This is a genomic window from Streptomyces sp. NPDC055287, from assembly GCF_053646035.1.
Genome location: NZ_JBSHNE010000012.1, coordinates 113,468 through 136,006, shown reverse-complemented (window position 1 = coordinate 136,006; position 22,539 = coordinate 113,468). Strand labels below are relative to the sequence as shown.

Sequence of the window (22,539 nt, the reverse complement as noted above, 5' to 3'; positions counted from 1 at the left end):
AGTCACTCGCCGGGTGTGAAGGACACCGGCAGCCGGGCGGGCTTGCTGCCGGTCGGTGCGACCTGGAGGGTCTTGAGTGCGAACTCCATCACCTGCTTGTAGATGGGGCCGCAGATCTGGCCGCCGAAATAGCTGCCCCTGGTCGGGTTCTGGATGGCGCAGTACACGGTGACCCGCGGTTTGTCGGCGGGCGCGAAGCCGGCGAAGGACGCGGTGTAGCCCTTGTAGCGTCCGGTGGCCGGATCCACCCGGTTGGAGGTGCCGGTCTTGCCGCCGACGCGGTAGCCGGGGATGCGGGCCTTGGTGCCCGTACCCTCCTCGTCGTCGACGACCGACTCCAGCATGGTGGCCACGGTCCTGGCGGTCTTCTCGCTGACCACCCGGCTCTTCCTGGGAGCGGGGGCCGGAGTGAAGCGGCCGTCGGGCCCCTTGGTGCCGCGTACGAGCGTTGGCTGGATCCGTACACCGCCGTTGGCGATCGTCGAGTAGACGGACGCGGCCTGCATCGCGTTGAGCGACAGGCCCTGGCCGAACGGGATCGTGTACTGCTGCGAGGTGCTCCAGTCCTTGGGCGCCGCCAGGATGCCCGACGTCTCGCCGGGATAGCCGAGCCCGCTGGGACGGCCGAGGCCGAACTTGCGCAGGTAGGAGTGGAGCACCTGGTTGGCCTCGCGCCGGGTCTTGCCGAGCTGCTCGGTGGCCAGGATCGTGCCGATGTTGCTCGACTTCGCCAGTACGCCGTTGAGCGTCAGGTTCCAGGTGGGGTGGTCGATGTCGTCCTTGAACAGCCGGTCGCCCCGGTGCAGCCGGTTCGGTACGACGACGTGGGTGCCCGGCGCCGCCGCGTTCTCCTCCAGTACCGCCGCCATGGACATGACCTTGGCGGTCGAGCCCGGTTCGTACGCGTCCTGGAGGGCGGCATTGCCCATGGCGGCGGCGTTGGCCTGCGAGAGGTCGTTGGGGTCGAAGCCGGGGGCGTTGGCCATGGCGAGGACCTCGCCGGTGCGGGTGTCCTGGACTATCACGTAGCCACGGTCCGCGCCGGACTTCCTGACCTGCTCGGTGATGGCGTCCTGGGCGGCCCACTGGATGTCGCGGTCGATGGTCAGCTCGATGTCCGAGCCGGGGACCGCGGGGACCTCACGGGCGCCGACGGTGGGGACCCTGCGACCGCCGGACTGGGCGTACTTGATCTCGCCGTCCTTGCCGGCCAGTTCGTCGTCCAGCTGGGTCTCCAGGCCGCCCGCGCCCTTGCCCTCGGAGTTGACGTAACCGAGTATCCCGGCGGCGAGATCACCGTTGGGGTAGACGCGCTTGCTGCTGGCCTCCTGGAAGACGCCCGCGAGGACGTTGACGCCCTTGCCGCCCTTGGCCTTGTCCTCACCGGCCTTCTCGGCGAAGACGCTCCTGAGGTCCTTGATCTGGTTCCAGATCTGCGGTGTCTGGCGCTGGGCCAGAACGACGTACCTGATCTTGGGGGTCCGCAGCTTCTTCGCCAGGTCGTCCGCGTCCTTGCGGAGGATCGGCGCGAGGAGCGCGGCGGCCTGCTCGGCAGCGTCCGGCGTCTTGGTGAACTTGGCGGTGAACATGAACGGGTCGGCCGTGATGTTGTGCGCGTCGACGCTGGTGGCCAGCGCGATGCCGCCGCGGTCGGTGATCTGGCCGCGCTCGGCGGCCAGCGTGGAGCTGAGGTACCGGTTCTTCTCCGCCTTGGCGGTGTACGCGCTCGCGTCGACGGCCTGGACCTGGAGCAGCCGTACGACGAAGGCCAGCATGACCAGGGTGAGACCGACACCGACGAGCCGCAGCCGGGGCCGGGGACTGCCGAGCACCAGGGCGCGCGGCGCCTTGGGAGCGGGGCGCGGCCGCGCCACCGGGGGCCGCGTCTTGGGCCGCGCGGGGGGCTTCGGGCGCCCGCCGCTGCGCGGCCGCCCGGGGCCGGGCACGCGACGGCGCGGGGGTTCCTGGGGGGGCACTGCGTCACCTGCCGGGGTCGGGGTCGGCTTCGCGGACGGGCGGGCTGTGGTGGATGCGGGGACGGGCCGGGACGGCTTACGGGACGGGAACAGGTGCGGGCGCGGGCGGGCCGGCGGGCGCCGGGGCCGAGGCGGGCAGGGACGCGGGCGGCGCAGGGACGGTCAGGACGGGCGCGGAAGAGGGGGCGGACGGCGCCGGGCCCTGCGGGGCGGAGGACACCGCCGGGGGCGGACCGGGGGCGGGGAGGCCGAGGGGCGCCCGGTGGGCGAGGGCGTTGGCCGAGGCCTGGGAGGGCACGCCCCGGACCGTACCGTCGGGGCCGAGGAACGCGGGGCTGCCACCCGGCACCATGCCGAGCTCGCGGGCCCTGCGCTCCAGCGCGGCGGGCGCGGACCGGTCGTCCACGTCCTGCTGGAGCGCCTGCTCCTCGTCGGTCAGTTCGGTGGTGCGCTTCTTGAGCTCGCTGAGCTTGAACGAGCCTTCGTTGAGCGAGGAGTTCAGCAGCAGGAGCGTGATGAGACCGCCGCCGAGCAGCAGCACGACCAGCAGCACGAAGGGGGTCCTGGCCGCCTGGTGGGGGCCCGAGGGCATCAGCCGCGACAACCGCGCGGCCCGCCCCTTCAGCTGCTTGGCCGGCTTGGTCACAGCACGTCCTCCCGGATGCGCTGCGCCCCCCGCAGCCGCGCGGGGGCGGCGCGGCGGTTCTCCGCGACCTCTTCCTCCGTCGGCAGTTCCGCGCCGCGCGTCAACAGCTTCAGCCTCGGCTGGTACTGCTCGGGGACGACCGGCAGACCCGGCGGCGCCGTATTGGCGGCGCCCGCCGCGAAGACCTGCTTGACCAGGCGGTCTTCGAGCGAGTGGTACGAGAGGACGGCGATCCGTCCGCCCACGGCGAGCGACTTCACCGCTGCCGGGACGGCCCGCTCCAGTACCGAGAGCTCACCGTTGACCTCGATGCGCAGCGCCTGGAACGTGCGCTTGGCGGGGTTGCCGCCGGTGCGCTTGGCGGCCTGCGGCAGTGCGTCGCGGATCAGCTCGACGAGCCGGGCGCTGTTGCTGAACGGCTCCTTCTCGCGCTCGCGGACGATCGCGGAGACGATCCTCTTGGCCTGCTTCTCCTCGCCGTACTGGCGCAGGATCCGCACCAGCTCGCCCGGCGGGTACGTATTGAGGACTTCGGCGGCGCTGACGCCCGTCGTCTGGTCCATGCGCATGTCGAGCGGGGCGTCGTGGGCGTAGGCGAAACCGCGCTCGCGCTCGTCGAGCTGCATCGAGGAGACGCCGAGGTCGAAGAGGATGCCCTGGACGCGCGGGACGGAGAGGCGTTCCAGTACGTCGGGGAGCTCGTCGTAGACGGCGTGCACCAGGGTGGCCCGGTCGCCGAACGGGGCGAGCCGCTCGCCGGAGAGCCGCAGCGCCTCCTTGTCCCGGTCGAGCGCGACGAGCCGCGCCTCGGGGAAAGCGGTGAGCAGAGCCTCGCTGTGTCCGCCGAGGCCGAGGGTGCAGTCGACGACCACCGCTCCCGGCTCGCCGAGCGCCGGGGCCAACAGGTCCAGGCATCGCTGGAGCATCACCGGGACGTGTCGGGTCTGGCTCATGCGCCCTCTCAGGTACCGGCGCGGTGGTGTACGTACGACCTGGTCCCCACCCGCTCGAAAGGGGACGGTCTGCCGGCGCCGGGGAAGTGGCGTCGGCCGACCGGCGAGCGGGAGGAGGCCGGGCCGTACGTACGCCGCGCACGCGGGAGAAATTCATAATGTGCGAGATGTTTCCGTAACGCAGTAAGGGACGCGTCACGCCACCCACTTCGCGTCACTTTAGTCGACTCGTCCTTCCGGTCAATCAACGGGCCAGCGCGTCGCGCGGGCTTGTCTTCACCCGTAAGGAGGATGCTTCGCGACTCCTGTGGGTTACCTCACAACAAGCCTCGTTGACGTTCTTTGTCCCATCTCACAGCGGGCCCGCCCCGCCCGTGACCATTAACGTCTATGGCATGTCGACTTCCGCGCACCTCCCCGCCGACCCCACCGCAGCGCAGCCCGTCGCGGCGCGCACCGGGGGCACGGTCACCGACCGTCTCGTAGAGGCCAACCAGGAGTACGCCGCAGGGTTCCGTGATCCGGGGATGGACGCGCGGCCCGTGCTGCACGTCGCCGTGGTCGCCTGCATGGACGCGCGCCTGGACCTCCACGACGCCCTCGGCCTGGAACTGGGCGACTGCCACACCATCCGCAACGCCGGCGGCGCGGTCACCGACGACGTGATCCGCTCGCTGACCATCAGCCAGCGTGCGCTCGGCACCCGCAGCGTCATACTCATCCACCACACCAACTGCGGTCTGGAGAGCCTCACCGAGGACTTCAGGCACGAGCTGGAGGACGAGGTCGGCCAGCGTCCGTCCTGGGCCGTGGAGGCCTTCCGGGACGTCGACCAGGACGTTCGCCAGTCGATGCAGCGCGTACGGACCTCGCCGTTCCTGCCGCACACCGACGATGTACGCGGCTTCGTCTTCGAGGTGGCCACCGGCCTGCTGCGGGAGATCGACCCGGTGAAGTAGCGTCCGCGGCGGCTGTCGAGCGGACGAAACGGCGGCAACCCCCGACATATCCCTCCCCGTTATCCACAGGCGAGTGACACGAAGCGGTAACGGCAACAACAATGCGGGTGTGACAACGCGCCGGGACCGTCCGTGCGTGATGTCCGTGTTTCGGGGTGGGCCGTTCCGTCGTCGTGGCGCCGGCCCGTAGAACGGGGCCGAGGAGGGCCGGGTGACGACCTATGACGATCGAGCGAGCCTCACAGATCTGACCACCACAGCGGAGCGGGTGCGCAGGTCGGTGGAGGGCGTGATCGAGGGCAAGCCGGAGGTCGTACGGCTTTCGCTGACCGTGCTCCTCGCCGAGGGGCATCTGCTGATCGAAGACGTGCCGGGCGTGGGCAAGACGATGCTCGCCAAGGCGCTCGCGAGATCCATCGACTGCTCGGTGCGGCGTATCCAGTTCACGCCCGACCTGCTGCCTTCGGACATCACCGGCGTGAGCATCTACGACCAGCAGCAGCGCGAGTTCGAATTCAAGCCGGGCGCGATCTTCGCCCAGATCGTGATCGGCGACGAGATCAACCGCGCCTCGCCGAAGACGCAGTCGGCGCTGCTGGAGTCGATGGAGGAGCGCCAGGTCACCATCGACGGCAAGACGTACGAGCTGCCGTCGCCCTTCATGGTGGTGGCCACGCAGAACCCGGTGGAGATGGAGGGCACGTATCCGCTGCCCGAGGCCCAGCGCGACCGCTTCATGGCGCGGGTGTCCATCGGTTACCCGAGCGCCGAGGCCGAGCTCCAGATGCTGGACGTGCACGGCGCGGCTTCGCCGCTCGACGACCTCCAGCCGGTGGCGCACGCCCACGAGATCCTGAAGCTGATCGACGCGGTCCGCACGGTCCACGTGGCCGACGCCGTACGGCGGTACGCCGTCGAGCTGGTCTCGGCCACCCGCAGCCACCCCGACCTGCGCCTCGGCGCCTCGCCGCGCGCCACGCTGCACCTGCTGCGCGCCGCCAAGGCCTCGGCGGCGCTGAGCGGACGCGACTACGCGCTGCCCGACGACGTACAGGCTCTCGCGGTGGCGGTGCTCGCGCACCGGCTGCTACCGACGGCCCAGGCCCAGCTGAACCGGCGTACGTCCGAGCAGGTCGTTCTGGAGATCCTGCAGCGCACCGCCGTACCGACGGCGGAGCGGGGAACGGCGCCGCCTCCCGCTGCTCCGCTGTACGGCCATCAGCAGCCCGGCGTACGGCGACTGTGATGGCGGCCGGGGCGCCCGCCGCTGCCGACGGCGGCGGGGACGGCGACGGCGGCAAAGGCGGACCGCGGGCCGCACTGTCGGGGCTGACCACGCGCGGCCGGTCGTTCCTGGCGGCGGGCGTGGCCGCCGCGGTGTGCGCGTACGTCCTGGGCCAGGGCGACCTGCTGCGGGTCGGGCTGCTGCTCGCCGTGCTGCCGCTGGTCTGCGTGACCGTCCTGTACCGCACCCGCTACCGGGTCGCGGGCAGCAGGCGGCTGACGCCGTCGCGCGTCCCGACGGGTTCGGAGGCGCGCGTACATCTGCGGCTGGACAACGTCTCGCGGCTGCCGACCGGTCTGCTGATGCTCCAGGACCGGGTGCCGTACGTCCTGGGGCCCCGGCCCCGGTTCGTCCTGGACCGGGTGGAGGCGGGCGGCCGGCGCGAGGTGTCCTACCGGGTCCGCTCGGACCTGCGCGGTCGCTACCCGCTCGGTCCGCTCCAGCTGCGGCTGACGGACCCCTTCGGCATGTGCGAGCTGACGCGCTCGTTCAACGCGTACGACACTCTGACCGTCATCCCGCGCGTCGAGGCGCTGCCCGCCGTGCGGATGACCGGCGAGGCTTCCGGATACGGCGACGGACGCAACCGCTCGCTGGCGCTGGCCGGCGAGGACGACGTGATCCCGCGCGGCTACCGGCACGGCGACGACCTGCGCCGCGTGCACTGGCGCTCCACCGCGCGCTACGGCGAGCTGATGGTGCGCCGCGAGGAGCAGCCGCAGCGGGCCAGGTGCACGGTGCTGCTCGACACCCGGCGGCTCGCGTACCAGGGGGCCGGCCCCGACTCGGCCTTCGAGTGGGCGGTGTCGGGGGCGGCTTCCGCTCTGGCTCACATGCTCGAACGGGGCTTCTCGGTAAGGCTGTTGACCGACACGGGCAATTCGGTACCCGGTGAAGGGGCCGACGGTTTCGCCGGGGCCACCCAGGAGACGGCCGACTCCGCCGGGCTGATGATGGACACGCTCGCCGTCGTCGGGCACTCGGACTGCGTCGGGCTCTCCGCTTCGTACGACGTGCTGCGCGGCGGGAACGAAGGGCTTCTGGTCGCCTTCTTCGGTGATCTGGACGAGGAGCAGGCGCTCGTGGCGGCGCGCATGCGCCAGCGCAGCGGGGCCGCCGTCGCCTTCGTCCTGGACAGTGAGACCTGGACGCGGGTGCGGGCCGCGGGGCAGAGGAGAGTGGTGGACGCGGCGGGCCTGATGGCGCGCGTACCGGCCGCGGCCGAGGAGCGGGTCAGGCCGCTGCGCGAGGCGGGGTGGACCGTACTGACGGTGCCGCCCGGCATGCAGCTCGCCGACCTGTGGCGGATGGCCGAACGACAGCGCACCGGCTCGGGGGCCTCCCCCGCCGGCGGCGCGGCGGGCACAACTGGGGGTTGGTCATGAGCGGTCGCGGACGGCTGGCGCTGTGCGCCACGGCGGCCACCCTGATGGCGGCGGGAGCGCTGCTGCCGCTGGTCAACAAGGCGTCCTGGTTCCTGACGGCCGTACTGCTGGTGGCGGTCCAGGCGGGGGTGGGAGCGCTCGCCAGGCGGGTTCCGCTGGCCCGGACTCTGACCGTGGCGGTCCAGGCCCTCGTGGCGCTGGTGATGCTGACCGTGGTGTTCGCCAGGGACGCGGCGATCGGCGGCGTACTGCCGGGGCCCGAGGCGTTCCAGGCCTTCGCGCGGCTGCTGACGACGGGCGCCGAGGAGGTCGGGCGGTACGCCATCCCGGCTCCGGCGACCGAGGGCATCCGGCTGATGCTCGTCGGCGGCGTGCTGCTGATCGGTCTGGCGGTGGACGCGATCGCGGTGACGTTCCGCAGCGCGGCCCCGGCCGGCCTGCCGCTGCTCGCGCTCTACTCGGTGGCGGCAGGACTTTCGCCGGGCGGCGCGAGCTGGCTGTGGTTCCTGCTGGCGGCCTCGGGCTACCTGCTGCTTCTGCTGTCCGAGGGCCGGGACCGGCTCTCCCAGTGGGGCCGCGTCTTCGGCGGCGCGCCGCGCGCCCAGGGGCGTACGGCGGCCGCCGGGTTCGAGACGGCGGGCGGTTCCGCGCTGGCCCCGGTCCGCACGGGCCGGCGCATCGGCGTACTGGCGCTTGGCATCGCCCTGGTCGTCCCCGCCTCGCTGCCCGCCCTGGACGGCGGGCTGCTGAGCGGCACGGGCGCCGCCGGGAGCGGTGGCGGTTCCGGCGGCGGCACCATCTCGGCGGTCAATCCGCTGGTCTCGCTCCAGAACAGCCTCAACCAGCCCGAGGACCGCGAGGTGCTGCGGTACCGCACGAACACGGACAGTACGAAGGACCTCTATCTGCGGATCGTCGCGCTGGACCAGTTCGACGGCGCCGCCTGGAAGTCCTCGGAGCGCCGGATCGAGGACGTACCGGAACGGCTGCCGCGTCCGCAGGGGCTGAGCCCCGACGTCCGTACGACCGAGATCAACTCCAGCGTCTCGGCGGCCGGCTGGTACGCGCAGAGCTATCTGCCGCTGCCCTACCCGGCGACGAAGGTGGACATCGCCGGCCGCTGGCGGTACGAACCGGCCGGCCGCACCCTGGTCGGCGACCGGGGCCAGACCACCCGCGGCGTGCGGTACACGGCCGGCAGCCTGATAGTGCAGCCGACCGCCCAGCAGCTGGGCGCGGCCACCACGCCGCCCGCCCGGCTGCTGCGCGAGTACACCAAGGTGCCCGGTTCGCTGCCTCAGGTGGTCGGGGCGACCGCGCTGCGGGTGACGAAGGGGGCCGCGAACGACTACGAGCGGGCGGTGGCGCTCCAGGACTGGTTCGCGTCGAAGGGCGGCTTCACGTACGACACCCAGGTGCAGTCGGGCAGCGGCACGGCCGCGATCGCCCGCTTCCTCCGGGACAAGGAGGGCTTCTGCGTCCACTTCTCGTTCTCGATGGCCGCGATGGCCAGGACACTCGGCATCCCGGCACGGGTGTCGGTGGGCTTCACCCCCGGCTCCGTACAGCCCGACGGCACCATGTCCGTCGGCCTGCGCGACGCGCACGCCTGGCCCGAGCTGTACTTCGAGGGCGTGGGGTGGACGCGGTTCGAGCCGACGCCGACCCGTGGCTCGGTGCCGGAGTACACCCGCGAGCAGACGCCGTCCGACACCGCGTCCAACCCCGCGCAGGCCCAGCCGAGCACCTCCAACGCGCCTTCGGCGGCACCCAGCGTCACGGACAGCTGCCCCCCGCAGATGCGGCGGCAGGGCGAGTGCGGCGGGCCCGCGCAGCAGGGCGGGGCCGGGCCCACCGACACCGGGTTCCCGCTCGGTCCGCTGCTGCTGGTGGCGCTGGGCGTGGTGCTCGTCGTACTCGTGGTGCTGCTGCCGTTCCTGTGGCGGAGCCAGGTGCGGGCGCGACGGCTGGGGTCCGGGGGGCGCACGCCCGCGGACGCGGCTGCCCGTACGCTCGCCGGCTGGCGTGAGATCTCCGATGCGGCGTGGGACTACGGCGTTGCGCCGGACGAGTCGCAGACGCCGCGCAAGGCCGCCGCGCGGATCGTGCGCCTCGGGAAGCTCGAAGGCACCCCGGCCGAGGCGGTGCATCGGGCGGCGGGTGCGGTGGAGCAGGTGCTCTACGCCCCGCGGCCCGCTGTCGCGGGCAGCCTCGCCGAGGAGGCCCGGCTGGTACGGGAGGGTCTGCGGGCGGCGGCGGGCCGGGGAGCGCGTCTGCGCGCGGTTCTCGCACCGCGCTCGACTGTCCGGGTGGTCTGGGCCGTGTCGGCTCGCTGGACCGCCGTGGGCGACCGGTGGGGAGCGAGCCGCTGGAACGTGGAGCGGTGGGCGGGCGCCCTGCGGCGCCGGCCGTCGCGGCAGCGCGGCTGACCGGAGGCGTACGAGAGACGAGTGAGGGGTGACCGCGAAGTAGCGGTCACCCCTCACTCGTCTGCAAGTGTTGGATGCGATCGACCGGTGTCCGGTCAGCGAACGCGGCCGGTGTCAGTGTCCTTGGCCCTCGTCGCGGCGACGCTGCCACCGCTGCTCGATGCGGTCCATGACCGACCGTCGCTGCCGGGGCCGGCTGCGAGCAGCCGCACCGGTACCGGTACCGGGAGCCGGTTGCTCCCCCGGCTTCGGGGCCTTGCGCCAGCCGGTGACCGCGAGCACCGCGCAGCCGAGCATCACAAGGAAGCCCACCACGCTGACCCAGATCTGCTGTGCGACCATTCCGGCCATGAGGAGCGCGATACCCACCAGAAAGCCTGCGACTGCCTGGTAGACCCGTCGCCGGGTATACGTACGCAGCCCGCTTCCCTCAAGCGCTGTCGCGAACTTGGGATCTTCGGCGTACAGCGCTCGCTCCATCTGCTCGAGCATTCGCTGCTCGTGCTCCGAGAGCGGCACGGGAGTCCTCCTACTCGTCGGTCGCGGGGGGCGACCGTTTGCGGCCCTTTCAGAATAGGCAGGGAATCGCCCCCGTGAAACCCGCCCTCTACGCCAATTCACATTCCGGGCCGCCATGCCGTCTCGGTTGCCTGAGGTGTGCATTCCCCATTGGCCGATCCGCCATGCGCACGGTGTGCTCCGATCATACGGGGCAGAGCGGCTGATCGGGGGGCCTGTGGCGGACTCCATGTGCCACTGCGTTGCTGATCAGCCGCTTCTCGCGCCCCCGGTGACCGGTTGGTCAGAGCTCGCCGGGCTCCTGCTTCTCACCGAGGACGTGGAGCTGGGTCGCGACGGCGTGGAAGGCGGGCAGCTCGGCTGCCGCGGCCTCCAGCTTGAGCAGGGCGTCCATGGCGCCCGGCTCGGTGTCCACCAGGGCGCCGGGGACCAGGTCGGCGAAGACCCGTACCCCGTGGACGGCGCCGACCTCGACGCCGGCCTCGGCGACCAGCTCGGTGAGCTGATCGGCGGTGAAGCGCCGCGGGACCGGGTCGCCCTCGCCCCAGCGGCCCGCCGGGTCGCTGAGGGCCTGCCTGGCCTCGGTGAAGTGCCCGGCCAGTGCCCTGGCCAGGACGGCGCCGCCGAGGCCCGCGGCGAGCAGGCTGAGGGTGCCGGAGGGGCGCAGGGCGTCGACTGCGTTGCGTACGCCCTCGGCCGGGTCGTCGACGTACTCGAGGACGCCGTGGCACAGGACCGCGTCGTAGCCACCGCGCTCGACGACGTCGAAGAGGCCGTGGATGTCGCCCTGCACGCCGCGCACACGGTCGGCGACGCCTGCCTCGGCGGCCCTGCGCTCCAGCGCGAACAGCGCGTTGGGGCTGGGGTCGACGACGGTGACGCGGTGACCGAGGCGGGCGACGGGCACCGCGAAGTTGCCCGTGCCGCCGCCGGTGTCGAGGACGTCCAGGGCGTCGCTCCCGGCCGCCTTGACCTTGCGGTCGAGAGCGTCCTTGAGGACCTCCCAGACCACGGCGGTACGGAGGGAGGCGCGGGGGCGCATCGGGTCCGACACGGCAGTTGACTCCTCGGCGCGGTGCCGCCGCGGACGGCGGGGCGGTGAACGGTGCGGGCGATAGACGCCCAGCCCACCCTATTGCCTCCGCGAACCGGTCCTGTCATCCGGCGTCCGTACGGTCCGCACTCCCCGTCCGCGGCTGGGGCAGCACCGGATCGAGCACGAGCAGCCGCTCGACCAGGCGCAGGAACATCGCCGCGTCGCGCAGCAGGTCGTCGGCGTCCCGGGTGCTCGCCGCTCCCTGTATGCCCGCCTCGGCGAGCGCCCGGCGACGGGCGCCCGACGCGAACAGGGCGCTCCATTCAGTCAGTTCCGGCGCGATCTCCGGGAGGACCTCCCAGGCGGTGCGGATCCGCCGGCGCCGGGGCGCGGTGGTCTCCGGCCGACCGCGGGCCGCGAGGACGGCGGCGGCGGTGCGCAGCGCGGCGAGGTGGGCCGTGGCGTACCGCTCGTTCGGCACGTCGAGGCCGGCGGCCTCGTCCAGTCCGCTGCGGGCCTGGGCGAGCAGGTCGAGTGCGGCGGGCGGCGCACCGGCCCGGCGGAGCACCGGGTGGACGTCGCCGGCGGGGCCGGTCGGGGAGGGAGCGGGGCCGGTGGCGCGGCGCCGGCGTGCGGCAGCTGAGGACGTGCGAGACGTGCGAGCCATGACGAACCTCCTTCGTCGCGTGACGGCTATGTCGCCGTATGTGTCCATCGTGAGGGGCACCACTGACAATCCGCCCTGACCTGGTCTTTTGCTTCGGAAGCAGGTTCGGGATACTTTTGCACTGACTGGTCAGTTCAAAAAGGGGAGGGCTTGTGGACAGCCCGCACGGGGCAGCTGTGACAGCGGAGAACTTCGGCCTCAAGGGTCCGCGTGGCTGGGCGTTCCGCGGCGTGCGCGTCGTGGCGGAGCCCGGCACGCTCATCGCGGTGGAGGGTCCGTCCGGATCCGGCCGCACCTGTCTTCTGCTCGCTCTCACCGGCCGCATGCGCGCCACCGAGGGTCACGCGGAGATCGGCGGCCTGCGCCTGCCCAAGAAGATGGCCGCCGTACGCCGCCTGAGCGCGCTCGGCCCGGTCACCGGCGTCAGCGAACTCGACCCGGCTTTCACCGTCGCCGAGCATCTGCGGGAGCGGGCGCTCCTGCAGCGCTGCTACGGCGGCTCGCTGCGCGCCCTGCTGCGGCCCCGCGCCGAGCGCGCCGCCGCCGCCCGGGCGCGGATCGACGCCGCGCTCGACGCAGCCGGCCTGGACCTGGACACGCTGCCCAAGGGGGCGCGTACGTCCGTACGGGACCTTGAGCGGCTGGAAGCGCTGCGTCTGTCCGTCGGACTCGCGCTGATGGGAAGCCCCCGGCTGCTTGCCGTGGACGACATGGACCTGAAGCTCTCCGACGCCGAACGTGCCCTGGCCTGGGAGCTGCTGCGCTCCGTCGCCCGCGGGGGGACGACCGTCGTCGCGGTGTGCAGTGAGGCACCGGACGACGCACTGCGGGTCAGCACCGGGAGCGACACCACCAAGAGCGGGGCGGAGGCCGAGCCCGGGAGCGGCACCGAGACCGGCACCGGGACCGGCACCAGCACCGGCACCGAAGGCGGGACCGGTAACGATGCCGATGCCGCCACCGAGGCCGAGACAGCGACCAAGACCGGGACCGGGACCGGGACCAGCAACGACACCGACGAAGAGGGGGCGGACGATGCGATCGCCGAAGCTGGCCGCGCTTGAGCTGAAGCGGTTCGGAAGGGGCAGGCTGCCGCGCGCCGCACTCGTCGCGCTGCTGCTGCTTCCCCTGCTGTACGGCGCGCTGTACCTGTGGTCCTTCTGGGACCCGTACGGCAGGCTCGACCGCATACCCGTCGCGCTGGTCAACGACGACAAGGGCGCCACCGCCGGCGGCAAGAAGATCGCCGCGGGTGACGAGATCACCGGAAAGCTGCTCGACAGCAAGGTCTTCGAGTGGCACGAGGTGAGCGCCGACGAGGCCCGCAGGGGCGTCGAGGACGGGGCGTACTACCTGTCCCTGACCATGCCGGAGAACTTCAGCGAGCGGATCGCGTCCAGTTCGGGCGACGTTCCCGAGACGAGTGCGCTTCAGGTGCGCACCAACGACGCGAACAACTACATCGTCGGGCAGATCTCGCGAACGGTCTTCTCCGAGGTGCGGACCGCCGCTTCGAAGAACGCGTCGCGTTCGTTCCTCGACAAGATCTTCATCTCCTTCTCCGACATCCATGACTCCACCGCGAAGGCGGCCAAGGGCGCCGACGACATCAAGGGCGGGATCGGAAAGGCCAAGAAGGGCTCGAGCGACCTCAAGGGCGGCCTCAACAAGGCCAAGGCCGGCTCGAAGAAACTCGACGACGGACTGACGGAAGCCAAGAGGGGCAGCAGCAAACTGTCCGGAGGCCTGACGACCCTGCACACGAAGTCGGGCGAGCTGAAGACCGGTGCGCAGCGGGTGGCCGACGGCACGCAGCGGCTCGCCGACAAGGTCAACGGCATCGTGGACTCGGTCAGCCCATACCTCAGGGACAACGGCAAGACGGTCGGTGACACGGCCACTCTCGTCGCCGACAGCACCCGGATCGTCCGCGACAACCTCGGCTCGCTCGTGAAGCGCGCGCCCGTCGCGGCCGAGGCTTCCCGCGTGGCGGCCGACGAACTGCACACCGTCTACGAGGCGCGCTGTGTGAACCAGCCGCTCGACGACCCTGCCTGCCCGCACCTGAAGAAGGCCGACAAGGCCGCGGCGGACACGGCTCTGATCGCCGCGGACGTCAACAACCTCGTCAAGAACCAGCGCGGGGATCTGGACCGGCTCGACAAGGAACTGGGCAAGCTCCAGGACCAGGCGCGCAAGATCGCCGCGCGGGCGCCGCACCTGGACGAGGACCTCGACACCGCCGTCAGCCAGGTCAACGCCCTGAACAGTGGCGCCGAGAAGGTCGCCCGGGGCGCCGCCAGGATCAACACCGGTCTGGGCTCCGCGAAGACGGGTGCGGTGGACCTCGACAGCGGCATCGGCAGGCTCGACACCGGTGCCACCGACCTCGACAACGGGGTGTCCCGGCTCCAGTCCGGCGCCGGCGAGCTGAACGGCGGCCTGGTCAAGCTCGCCGACGGCTCGGGCGACCTCGCCAGCGGCCTGCACAAGGGCGTCGGCAAGATTCCGGACTACGACAAGAAGAACCGCGACCAGCGAACGGGTGTGATGGCCGACCCGGTCCAGCTCGCCTCCCAGTCGATGCACAAGGCGCCCAACTACGGCACCGGCTTCGCCCCGTACTTCATCCCGCTGTCCCTGTGGGTCGGCGCCATGGTGGCGTACATGCTGATCCAGCCGCTCAACCGCCGCGCCCTCGCGGCGGGCGCCTCGGCCTGGCGGATCGCTCTCGCGGGCTGGCTGCCGGTCGCCGCGCTCGGGGTGCTGCAGGTGGCCGCGCTGATGTCCGTACTGCACTGGGGCCTCGGCCTGCAGATGGAACGCGCTGCGGGGACGGTCGGTTTCCTGGCGCTGGTGACGGCCTGCTTCTCGGCGATCGTGCAGTGGCTGAACGCCCGGTTCGGCGCGGCGGGCCGCATCCTGGTCCTCGCCGTGCTGATGCTCCAGCTGACCTCGGCGGGCGGCACCTACCCCGTTCAGACCAGTCCGGGCTTCTTCAACGCCATCCACCCCTTCCTGCCGATGACGTACGTCGTGGAGGGCCTGCGCCGGCTCATCACGGGCGGCGGTCTGGAGCCGGTGTGGACGGGCAGCGTCGTTCTGCTCGCGTTCACCGCGGGAGCGCTGGCGCTGACGGCCCTCTCGGCGCGGCGCAAGCAGGTGTGGACGCTCGACCGTCTCCACCCGGAGCTCAGCCTGTGAGAATCGTCCCCATGGAAAGCAGCAGCACGCGCCGCCAGGTCACCCGGCAGAAGCTCTACGAGGCGGCCGTCACTCTCATCGCGGAGCAGGGGTTCTCCTCGACGACGGTGGATGAGATCGCCGAGCGCGCCGGGGTCGCCAAGGGCACGGTCTACTACAACTTCAAGAGCAAGACGGAGCTCTTCGAGGAGCTGCTGCGGCACGGAGTCGGACTGCTCACCGCGTCCCTCCAGGCCGCGGCCGACGAGACGGCCGAGCGCGGCGGCACGAAGGTGGAGGCCCTCGACGCGATGATCAGGTCCGGCCTGGGCTTCATCGACCGCTACCCGGCCTTCACCCAGCTGTACGTCGCCGAACTGTGGCGCACCAACCGGGCCTGGCAGTCGACGCTCCTGGTCGTACGGCAGGAAGCCGTCGCCGTCGTCGAGACGGTGCTGCGCGAGGGCGTCGAGAACGGTGAGCTGAGCAAGGAGATCGACATTCCGCTGACGGCGGCCGCGCTGGTCGGCATGGTGCTGGTGGCGGCGCTGGACTGGCAGGCATTTCAGCGTGAGCGGACCATCGACGACGTGCACTCCGCGCTGTCGCTGCTGCTGCACGGCCGGGTGAGCGGACGCCGGTAGCGAACCCCCTGGCGAACCCCGCTCGGGAACCCCGCTGAGGGCGTGCTGTGGACCGCCGCCCGCGAACGCCGCTCGGGAACAGCGAAACGCCGGTCCTGCGAGGCTCGATCCCCCCGAGCCTCGCCGGACCGGCGTCTCTCTGTGCTCCCCCCGCGGGGTCCCCCGACCCCGTGGTACACCCCCGCTCCGGCAGGGGAACCGCTCCGCTCCGCCGCCCCGTGTCGGCGGTATCGGCGCCGGCGCCCCTTCCGTGGTCCCCACTCTTCCGTCTGCGCAGGTGGGAGCCCATCCGTGCTCCTACTCATCTCCCGCACTAGGTACGGATACTCACCCCTGTGTGCTCACCCCCAGCCGCGCCCCGCACCGGCTGGGGACCATCGCGTCCGCGCATGTACTCCCCCCCACTCCCCCGTCCCCTGCCCCCGCCCGGGTTGTCAGTGGCGGCCGCTAAAGTCCCTGGCATGGCACGGATTGTGGTGATCGGCTCCGGGATGGGCGCGATGGCGTCCGCCGCCCGGCTGGCCGTCGCGGGCCACCGCGTGGCGGTGTACGAGCGCGCGGCGACCTACGGCGGCGCGCTGGGCAGGCACGAACGGGACGGCTTCGTCTTCGACACGGGGCCGGGCCTGTTGCACCTGCCCGCCGTCTTCCGGGACCTGTTCGCCAAAACCGGCAAGGAGTCCCTGGAGCAGTGCGTCGGGCTCGTCCCCGTGGACCCGGCCGCCCGCCACCTCTTCGCCGACGGTACGGACGTCTCGCTGCCCAACGCCTCGCGCGCGGGCGTCGTTTCCGCGCTGGACACGGCGTTCGGCGCCGGAGCCGGTGAGCGCTGGGGCGCGTTCATGAACCGGTCACGCGACGCGTGGGACCGGACCAGACGGCCCCTGCTCGAAGAGCCGCTGTGGCCGGACTGGCAGGTGCTCGGCCGGGACCCGTATCCGTCGGTGCGCCTGCGCAGGATGCTGCGGCGGGACCGCACGGCGGCCACGGTCGCGCAGATCGGCGAGTGGGAGCTGGCAGACCCGAGACTGGCCGCCCTGCTGGACAGTTACGCCCTGGCGTACGGCCTCGATCCGCGCGCCGCACCCGCTGCCGCCGCCGTCCTGCCCTACATGGAGCAGACCTTCGGCAGCTGGTACGTGCGCGGCGGGATGCGGGAGCTCGCGCGGGCGCTGTACGAGCGGTGCCTGGCCCGGAAGGTGGAGTTCGCCTTCGGCGCCGAGGTCGTCACCGTGACGGAGAAGGACGGCCGTGCGTCGGGCGTGGAGCTGGCCGACGGCACGGTCGCCGAAGCGCACACGGTGGTCTTCGGGGGCGATCCCCGTCTCCTGGCCGGGATGACGCCGGGGCGTGAGCTGTGGGCCGCCGGCGATGTCGTCCCCGGACCGGTGCCTCCGGGCCGGCTCACGGTGCTGCTGGCCCTGCGCGGCGGCCGCCGGGACGGGACCGCGCACCGGACGGTGGTCCACTCCCCCGACGCGGGGGCGGAGGCGTCAGCGGCATTCGCCGGCGAGCACGCCGAGCGCCCCACGGTCACCGTGCTGCGCCCCGACGACCCGCTGACCCGCCCGGACGACGACCACGAGGCCGTCACGCTCACGGCGACCGTCGCCCCGCAGGGGCCCGTCGACTGGACGGACGAGGCGCTGGTCGCCCGGTACGCCGACGCGATGACCGGGGCCGCGCTCGCGGCCGTCCCTGATCTGCGGGAGCGCCTGCTCTGGCGTGAGGTCCGGACCCCGGCCGACACCGCGGCGACGACCGGAGCCCCGGGGGGTTCGGTGCCGCCGCCGTCGCTGGCGGGCGCCGGGGGCGGTCGGCTGCACCCGGCCAACAGCACACGGCTGCCCGGTCTCCTGCTGGCCGGCGGCTGGGCGCATCCCGGCGGCGGACTGGCGCACGCCGGGATGTCGGGAGCCCTCGTCGCGGGGCTCGTCGTGGAGGGAGAGGGCTTCCGGGGTTCGCAGTAGGCGCCGTGACCGGATTACGTCGCCCCCGCCGGGCCGGTCAGTAGCGGTACTGCTCGTTGTAGCCGGTGGGGTCGTAGCCGTTCTGGTAGGGCTCCTGGGCAGGCTGCTCGCCGCCGAAGGGCTGCTCCCCGTCGCGCTGTTGCGGGACCCACACACCGCCGGGCGGAGTCTCGTTGCCGTACTGCTGGGTGCCGTAGTCCTGGCCCCCGCCGTACTCCTGGCCCCCGCCGTACTCCTGGCCGCCGTACTCCTGCGCCCCGTACTGCTGAGTGCCGATGTACGGGTCGGAGTAGGCGGCGTACTGCTGCTGGCCCTGCGGGTAGCTGTACTGGTCACCGGTGTACGTCTCCTGGTTCGGCTGGTCGTAGCCCGAGTAGGTGTCGTACCCGCCGTATGCCCCGAACGCGTCGTTCTGGGACTGCTGTTGGGCGGCGTAGGCCGCCACGTCGTAGACGCCGTACTGCCCGGTCTCGTCCGGCAGCGGCTCCACCGGCGTGTACACCGGCTCGGCCGGGGCGGCGGGTTCGTACTCGAGGTCCGACACCTCCAGCGTCGGCTCCTGCTCGACGGGCCGCGCACCGCGCTTGCGGCGGCGGCTCTCACCCGGTTTGCCGCCGATCGCCCAGCCGGTCGAGAAGCCGCGGCGGAACGACAGCGTGACGTACGTCTGGCCGATCGCGAAGGCGACAGCGCCGCCCGCGATCACGATCACGGACGGCATCAGCACGCCGAGGACCACACCCATGAACCCGGCGAAGGCCAGCAGCCGCCACCGCAGCCGCGCCTTGTACTGCAACAGCACTTCGCCGAGCAGCCACAGTGCGACAACTCCGAACGCGATGTAGAGGACCGCCCAGCCCATGCCCGCCCCTCTCCTACGGCCGCCGCCGCGAAGGGTGGCGGGTACGGCCGGTCAGGACTGCTCGTGCAGTCCGAGATTCTCGTAGATCTCGAGCGTCGCCGTGGAATTGTTGAGCGTAATGAAGTGCAATCCGGGAACGCCCTCGGAGAGCAGCCTCGCGCAGAACTCCGTGGCGAACTCGATGCCAATGGAGCGTACAGCGGCCGGATCGTCCTTGACGGCGAGGATCCGCTCTTTCACGGCGGGTGGGAAGTGCGCGTTGCTGAGCTGGGGGAGCCTGTCCAGTTGTTTGACACCGGTCACGGGCATGACCTCGGGGATGATCGGCGTCTCGCAGCCCGCGGCCGCGACGCTGTCCCGCAGCCGCAGGTAGTTCTCCGGCTCGAAGAACATCTGCGTGATCGCGTAGTCGGCGCCGGCGCGGCACTTGTCCACGAAGTGCGCGATGTCGGTGTCCCAGTCGGTCGAGCGCGGGTGCATCTCGGGGAAGGCAGCGACGCCGACGCAGAAGTCGCCGGACTCCTTGATGAGACGGACCAGGTCGGCGGCGTACCGCACGCCCTGCGGGTGCTTGACCCACTCGCCCATCGGGTCGCCGGGCGGGTCTCCGCGCACGGCGAGGATGTTCCGGATCCCGGCGTCCGCGTACTGGCCGATCATGTTGCGCAGTTCCGCGACGGAGTGGTCGACCGCCGTGAGGTGCGCGACCGGGGTGAGCGTGGAGTCGGAGGCGATCTGCTCGGTGGCCCCGACCGTGCCGGCCCTGGTGGATCCGCCCGCCCCGTACGTCACGGAGACGAAGCTGGGGGCCACTGCCTCGACCCTGCGCAGCGCGTTCCAGAGGTTCCGCTCGCCCTTCTCGGTCCTGGGCGCGAAAAACTCGAACGAGTACGAAGTTTTGCCGGTCGCGAGCAGATCACGCACGGTAAGCGCGTGATCCGTCCTGGTCGAAGCTGTCCCAAGGGCCATACCCGCAGGTTAGCGAGGGCTCGGCGGGGACCCAACAATAGAGGGGGTTTTGTCCCTATTGCCGGATTATTGTCCACCTATCGGACAACCGTGGACAGCCGTTGACAGGCCATCGACAGCCGGGAGCGGTTATCCGGCGTACGCCCTGACTCTCTTCGCGAGGACGGCCGCCGCCTCGGCGGGGTCGTCGGCCTCCGTGATCGCCCGTACGACCACGACCCTGCGGGCGCCCGCGTCCAGCACCTCGTCGAGGTTGCCCGCGTCGATGCCGCCGATCGCGAACCACGGCCGGTCCTGCCGCAGGCCCGCCGCGTACCGGACGAGGCCGAGGCCCGGGGCGTACCGGCCGGGCTTGGTGGGGGTGGGCCAGCAGGGGCCGGTGCAGAAATAGTCCACGCCTGGCTCGGCGACAGCCGCGTCGACCTCGGACTCGCCGTGCGTGGAGCGGCCGACGAGGATGCCGGCGCCCAGGATCGCCCGCGCGGCCGGGACGGGCAGGTCGCCCTGGCCCAGGTGCAGCACATCCGCGCCGATGGCGTGGGCCACGTCGGCGCGGTCGTTCACGGCGAGCAGCTTGCCGTGCCTGCGGCAGGCGTCGGCGAAGACCCGGAGGTGCTCCAGCTCCTCGCCGGCCTCCATGCCCTTGTCGCGCAGCTGCACGATGTCCACGCCGGAGGACAGCACGGCATCGAGGAACTCCGGGAGGTCGCCCTGGCGCTTGCGCGCGTCCGTGCACAGGTACAACCGGGCGTCGGCGAGCCGCTCGCGCGCGGTGACACCGTCCGTGAACGGGGCCGCGGAGGTGGGCGTGGACGTGGACGCGGGCATGGTGGTGTCCCCCCGTGGGTGGGCGGTGCACGGGCCGGCGAAGGCCCGTACACCGCGTTCGGTCGTGTCGGCTGAGGTCAGACGGCGAGCGCCTGGGCGCGCCGCTTCACCTCCGTGCCGCGATTCTCACTCAACGCCTGCGCGGGGGTTCCGGGCAGGGTCGGGTCGGAGGTGAAGAGCCACTCGAGCATCTCTTCGTCGGAGAAGCCGTCGTCCCTCAGGAGCGTCAGGGTCCCTGCGAGACCCTTGACCACCTTGTCGCCGTCGATGAAGGCGGCAGGCACCTGAAGCACCCTGTTCTCTCCGCGGCGTACGGCGATCAGCTGGCCTTCCTTGACCAGCTGCCGGACGCGCGTCACCTCGACATCGAGCTTTTCCGCGATGTCGGGGAGGTTGAGCCAGGCGGGGACGAGAGCATCGATCTTTGCGTCAATCTCGGTCACGGGACAAGCGTGCCATCTGGGACTGACAGCCGGTAGTCGGGGCCTGCCGTCCGGGCCGCAGTGACCGCCTAACGAGTGGCGGACTTGAGCGGTACGGACGGATCGGCGGTCCGCTCCGGGTCCAGCCGGACGCCCGACGCGATGAGCCTGCGGCCCTGCGCGAGGTCGCGCGGCCGGGCCACGGTGAGCAGCGCGACGAGCGAACCGTCGCGCAGCCAGCACACCGACCAGGCGGCGTCGGCCGGGTCGCCGCGCCACACCGTCGTGTCGGCTTGGGCGTGGTGGCCGGCGTACTGCACGAAGCGGCCGAACTGCTCGGACCAGAAGTACGGCACCGGGTCGTACTTCTGCGGTGTCTCGCCGACGATGTTCGCCGCGACCGTGCGCGGGCCCTGGAGGGCGTTGTCCCAGTGGTGGACGAGCAGGCGTTCCCCGTAGCGGGCGGAGGGGAAGGACGCGCAGTCCCCGACGGCGTACACGTCCGGCTGCGAGGCGCGCAGGCGCGCGTCGGCGGTGACGGAGCCGTCCGGGCCGAGGGCGATGCCGGAGCCCGCCAGCCACGCCGTCGCGGGCCTGGCGCCGATACCGACGACCACCGCGCCCGCCGCCAGCCGCCGGCCGTCGGCAAGGACGACCGTGCCCGGCTCGATGTGCGCGACGCGCGCGCCGGTGAGCAGTTCGGCGCCGCTCTCGGCGTACCAGCCGGCCATCGGAGCGGCGACCTCGGCGGGCATGGTGCCCGCGAGCGGCCGGTCGGCCGCCTCCACGACGGTCACCGCGCAGCCCGCCTCGCGGGCGGCGGTGGTGAACTCCGCGCCGATCCAGCCCGCCCCGACGACCACGATGTCGTGCTTCCGGTCGAGGACGGGCCGCAGCCGGGCGGCGTCGTCGAGGGTGCGCAGGAGATGGACGCCGGGTACGCCTTCGCCGCCGGGCAGCGTGATGGGCATCGCTCCGGTGGCGACAACCAGTACGTCGTACGGAACCGGGCCCGAGGGGGTGTCGATCTCGTGCCCCGCGGGGCGCACGCCCGACACCTCGCGCCCCAGGTGGAGTCCGATGCCGAGCGCCTCGAAGTCGACGTCGAAGGCCGACCCCTCGGCCTGCCCGAGCAGCACCGCCTTGGACAGCGGCGGCCTGTCGTACGGCTGATGCGGCTCGGCGCCGATCAGCGTGACGGAGCCCGTCCAGCCCTGCTCGCGCAGGGCCACGGCGGTCTGTACGCCAGCCATTCCCGCGCCGACGATGACGACGCGCCGCTCTGTCTGCCTCTGGTCGCTCACCCGGTCACTCTAGGGCGGCGCGTCCGGCCGCTCTCAAGTCCACGAAAGGGAGATCTCTGACACACCGTCACGGGGAGGGCTGGGACAGCTCCTCGACGACGCTCGTCCCGCTGCCCTCCTGCGACTCCCACGCCCAGGTCTCCTCCAGCCGTACACGCCCGTCGGGGAGGCCGACGACCGTGGACGTGCAGTGGCCCGACGAGGTGGTTCCGTCGTGCTTGAGCTGTACGTACCGGAAGTCCAGCGCGTCACCCTCGCGCGTGCCGACGAGGTGGCCGCGTACGACATCGCCGCCCGTGTACTCGGCCCAGATCCTGCCGCCCTGCTCGTGATACGTGAACCGGGTCTGTGTGCCCACCTGGCCGGGCGCCTGGTCGGCGACAGGTGAGAGGACGCGTCCGTCGAGCGAGCGGGCCACTGGAGTTGCTCCCTTACAGCGCGTTGGGGCCGGGCGTTAGGGTGGCCACCGTACTGCTGCCGTCCGGGGCGAGATCTCCGGCCC

Annotated in this window: 20 protein-coding genes; 8 read left to right on the top strand and 12 right to left on the bottom strand. The window is 72.0% G+C overall.

The window, feature by feature from the left end; translation table 11 throughout:
• Positions 1-2: 2 nt before the first annotated feature.
• The 3 genes from ACWIHY_RS20730 to rsmH form a co-directional block, all read right to left on the bottom strand.
• Positions 3-1,976, bottom strand: a complete 1,974-nt coding sequence (locus tag ACWIHY_RS20730; RefSeq protein WP_454377118.1) for a peptidoglycan D,D-transpeptidase FtsI family protein — start codon at positions 1,974-1,976, stop codon at positions 3-5.
• A gap of 76 nt (positions 1,977-2,052) precedes the next feature.
• The gene (locus tag ACWIHY_RS20725; RefSeq protein ID WP_454377117.1) at positions 2,053-2,622 is read right to left on the bottom strand and encodes an FtsB family cell division protein; all 570 of its coding nucleotides are present in this window, start codon (positions 2,620-2,622) and stop codon (positions 2,053-2,055) included.
• Complete coding sequence (gene rsmH / locus ACWIHY_RS20720) at positions 2,619-3,575, bottom strand: 16S rRNA (cytosine(1402)-N(4))-methyltransferase RsmH (RefSeq protein ID WP_454377116.1); 957 nt, start codon at positions 3,573-3,575, stop codon at positions 2,619-2,621. Before rsmH ends, ACWIHY_RS20725 begins: the two co-directional genes overlap by 4 nt.
• 395 nt (positions 3,576-3,970) lie before the next feature.
• Here rsmH and ACWIHY_RS20715 point away from each other — a divergent pair, with 395 nt between their 5' ends.
• The 4 genes from ACWIHY_RS20715 to ACWIHY_RS20700 all read left to right on the top strand — a co-directional run bounded on the left by ACWIHY_RS20715 (position 3,971) and on the right by ACWIHY_RS20700 (position 9,633).
• Complete coding sequence (locus ACWIHY_RS20715; protein WP_454377115.1) at positions 3,971-4,534, top strand: beta-class carbonic anhydrase; 564 nt, start codon at positions 3,971-3,973, stop codon at positions 4,532-4,534.
• A 211-nt stretch (positions 4,535-4,745) separates the two neighbouring features.
• The gene (locus tag ACWIHY_RS20710; protein WP_454377114.1) at positions 4,746-5,780 is read left to right on the top strand and encodes an AAA family ATPase; all 1,035 of its coding nucleotides are present in this window, start codon (positions 4,746-4,748) and stop codon (positions 5,778-5,780) included.
• Complete coding sequence (locus ACWIHY_RS20705; protein ID WP_454377113.1) at positions 5,780-7,204, top strand: DUF58 domain-containing protein; 1,425 nt, start codon at positions 5,780-5,782, stop codon at positions 7,202-7,204. The genes ACWIHY_RS20710 and ACWIHY_RS20705 overlap by 1 nt, the downstream gene beginning before the upstream one ends.
• On the top strand, positions 7,201-9,633 hold the full coding sequence (locus ACWIHY_RS20700; RefSeq protein WP_454377112.1) for a transglutaminase TgpA family protein: 2,433 nt from the start codon (positions 7,201-7,203) through the stop codon (positions 9,631-9,633). The genes ACWIHY_RS20705 and ACWIHY_RS20700 overlap by 4 nt, the downstream gene beginning before the upstream one ends.
• A 114-nt stretch (positions 9,634-9,747) precedes the next feature.
• Here the strand turns inward: ACWIHY_RS20700 and ACWIHY_RS20695 are convergent, their stop codons facing one another.
• The 3 genes from ACWIHY_RS20695 to ACWIHY_RS20685 all read right to left on the bottom strand — a co-directional run bounded on the left by ACWIHY_RS20695 (position 9,748) and on the right by ACWIHY_RS20685 (position 11,855).
• Positions 9,748-10,152, bottom strand: coding sequence for a DUF3040 domain-containing protein (locus ACWIHY_RS20695; protein WP_454377111.1), 405 nt, complete (start codon positions 10,150-10,152; stop codon positions 9,748-9,750).
• A 283-nt stretch (positions 10,153-10,435) separates the two neighbouring features.
• Complete coding sequence (locus ACWIHY_RS20690) at positions 10,436-11,206, bottom strand: methyltransferase (protein ID WP_454377110.1); 771 nt, start codon at positions 11,204-11,206, stop codon at positions 10,436-10,438.
• A 103-nt stretch (positions 11,207-11,309) separates the two neighbouring features.
• Positions 11,310-11,855, bottom strand: coding sequence for an SAV_6107 family HEPN domain-containing protein (locus ACWIHY_RS20685; protein ID WP_454377109.1), 546 nt, complete (start codon positions 11,853-11,855; stop codon positions 11,310-11,312).
• Between the two features lie 152 nt (positions 11,856-12,007).
• Between ACWIHY_RS20685 and ACWIHY_RS20680 the strand changes: the two genes are divergently transcribed.
• The 4 genes from ACWIHY_RS20680 to ACWIHY_RS20665 all read left to right on the top strand — a co-directional run bounded on the left by ACWIHY_RS20680 (position 12,008) and on the right by ACWIHY_RS20665 (position 17,652).
• Positions 12,008-12,919 (top strand): ATP-binding cassette domain-containing protein, encoded by a 912-nt coding sequence (locus ACWIHY_RS20680; protein WP_454377108.1) that lies wholly within the window; start codon positions 12,008-12,010, stop codon positions 12,917-12,919.
• Positions 12,891-15,059 (top strand): YhgE/Pip family protein, encoded by a 2,169-nt coding sequence (locus tag ACWIHY_RS20675; RefSeq protein WP_454377107.1) that lies wholly within the window; start codon positions 12,891-12,893, stop codon positions 15,057-15,059. The genes ACWIHY_RS20680 and ACWIHY_RS20675 overlap by 29 nt, the downstream gene beginning before the upstream one ends.
• 11 nt (positions 15,060-15,070) lie before the next feature.
• A complete protein-coding gene (locus ACWIHY_RS20670; RefSeq protein ID WP_454377106.1) occupies positions 15,071-15,682 on the top strand; it encodes a TetR/AcrR family transcriptional regulator in 612 nt (203 codons plus the stop codon).
• Between the two features lie 461 nt (positions 15,683-16,143).
• Entirely contained in the window at positions 16,144-17,652 is a 1,509-nt protein-coding gene (locus ACWIHY_RS20665) for a phytoene desaturase family protein (RefSeq protein WP_454377105.1), read from the top strand.
• Between the two features lie 37 nt (positions 17,653-17,689).
• Here the strand turns inward: ACWIHY_RS20665 and ACWIHY_RS20660 are convergent, their stop codons facing one another.
• The 6 genes from ACWIHY_RS20660 to ACWIHY_RS20635 all read right to left on the bottom strand — a co-directional run bounded on the left by ACWIHY_RS20660 (position 17,690) and on the right by ACWIHY_RS20635 (position 22,455).
• On the bottom strand, positions 17,690-18,514 hold the full coding sequence (locus tag ACWIHY_RS20660; RefSeq protein WP_454377104.1) for a hypothetical protein: 825 nt from the start codon (positions 18,512-18,514) through the stop codon (positions 17,690-17,692).
• Between the two features lie 51 nt (positions 18,515-18,565).
• Positions 18,566-19,483 carry a methylenetetrahydrofolate reductase [NAD(P)H] gene (gene metF, locus ACWIHY_RS20655; RefSeq protein WP_454377103.1) on the bottom strand — a complete coding sequence of 306 codons (918 nt, stop codon included), beginning with the start codon at positions 19,481-19,483 and terminating at the stop codon, positions 18,566-18,568.
• Between the two features lie 129 nt (positions 19,484-19,612).
• Positions 19,613-20,311, bottom strand: coding sequence for a thiamine phosphate synthase (gene thiE / locus ACWIHY_RS20650; RefSeq protein WP_454377102.1), 699 nt, complete (start codon positions 20,309-20,311; stop codon positions 19,613-19,615).
• A gap of 77 nt (positions 20,312-20,388) precedes the next feature.
• A complete protein-coding gene (locus tag ACWIHY_RS20645) occupies positions 20,389-20,754 on the bottom strand; it encodes an Rv2175c family DNA-binding protein (RefSeq protein WP_454377101.1) in 366 nt (121 codons plus the stop codon).
• A 68-nt stretch (positions 20,755-20,822) separates the two neighbouring features.
• On the bottom strand, positions 20,823-21,986 hold the full coding sequence (locus ACWIHY_RS20640; protein ID WP_454377211.1) for an NAD(P)/FAD-dependent oxidoreductase: 1,164 nt from the start codon (positions 21,984-21,986) through the stop codon (positions 20,823-20,825).
• Between the two features lie 118 nt (positions 21,987-22,104).
• Positions 22,105-22,455 (bottom strand): hypothetical protein, encoded by a 351-nt coding sequence (locus ACWIHY_RS20635; RefSeq protein ID WP_454377100.1) that lies wholly within the window; start codon positions 22,453-22,455, stop codon positions 22,105-22,107.
• Positions 22,456-22,539 lie beyond the last annotated feature (84 nt).

Excerpts from the sequence above, each read along its gene's own strand:
- metF (WP_454377103.1), bottom strand. The coding sequence starts at position 19,483 with ATGGCCCTTGGGACAGCTTCGACCAGGACGGATCACGCGCTTACCGTG.
- ACWIHY_RS20665 (WP_454377105.1), top strand. The coding sequence starts at position 16,144 with ATGGCACGGATTGTGGTGATCGGCTCCGGGATGGGCGCGATGGCGTCC.
- thiE (WP_454377102.1), bottom strand. The coding sequence starts at position 20,311 with ATGCCCGCGTCCACGTCCACGCCCACCTCCGCGGCCCCGTTCACGGAC.
- ACWIHY_RS20685 (WP_454377109.1), bottom strand. The coding sequence starts at position 11,855 with ATGGCTCGCACGTCTCGCACGTCCTCAGCTGCCGCACGCCGGCGCCGC.
- ACWIHY_RS20670 (WP_454377106.1), top strand. The coding sequence starts at position 15,071 with ATGGAAAGCAGCAGCACGCGCCGCCAGGTCACCCGGCAGAAGCTCTAC.
- ACWIHY_RS20675 (WP_454377107.1), top strand. The coding sequence starts at position 12,891 with ATGCGATCGCCGAAGCTGGCCGCGCTTGAGCTGAAGCGGTTCGGAAGG.
- ACWIHY_RS20705 (WP_454377113.1), top strand. The coding sequence starts at position 5,780 with ATGGCGGCCGGGGCGCCCGCCGCTGCCGACGGCGGCGGGGACGGCGAC.
- ACWIHY_RS20660 (WP_454377104.1), bottom strand. The coding sequence starts at position 18,514 with ATGGGCTGGGCGGTCCTCTACATCGCGTTCGGAGTTGTCGCACTGTGG.
- rsmH (WP_454377116.1), bottom strand. The coding sequence starts at position 3,575 with ATGAGCCAGACCCGACACGTCCCGGTGATGCTCCAGCGATGCCTGGAC.
- ACWIHY_RS20715 (WP_454377115.1), top strand. The coding sequence starts at position 3,971 with ATGTCGACTTCCGCGCACCTCCCCGCCGACCCCACCGCAGCGCAGCCC.
- ACWIHY_RS20640 (WP_454377211.1), bottom strand. The coding sequence starts at position 21,986 with ATGGCTGGCGTACAGACCGCCGTGGCCCTGCGCGAGCAGGGCTGGACG.
- ACWIHY_RS20700 (WP_454377112.1), top strand. The coding sequence starts at position 7,201 with ATGAGCGGTCGCGGACGGCTGGCGCTGTGCGCCACGGCGGCCACCCTG.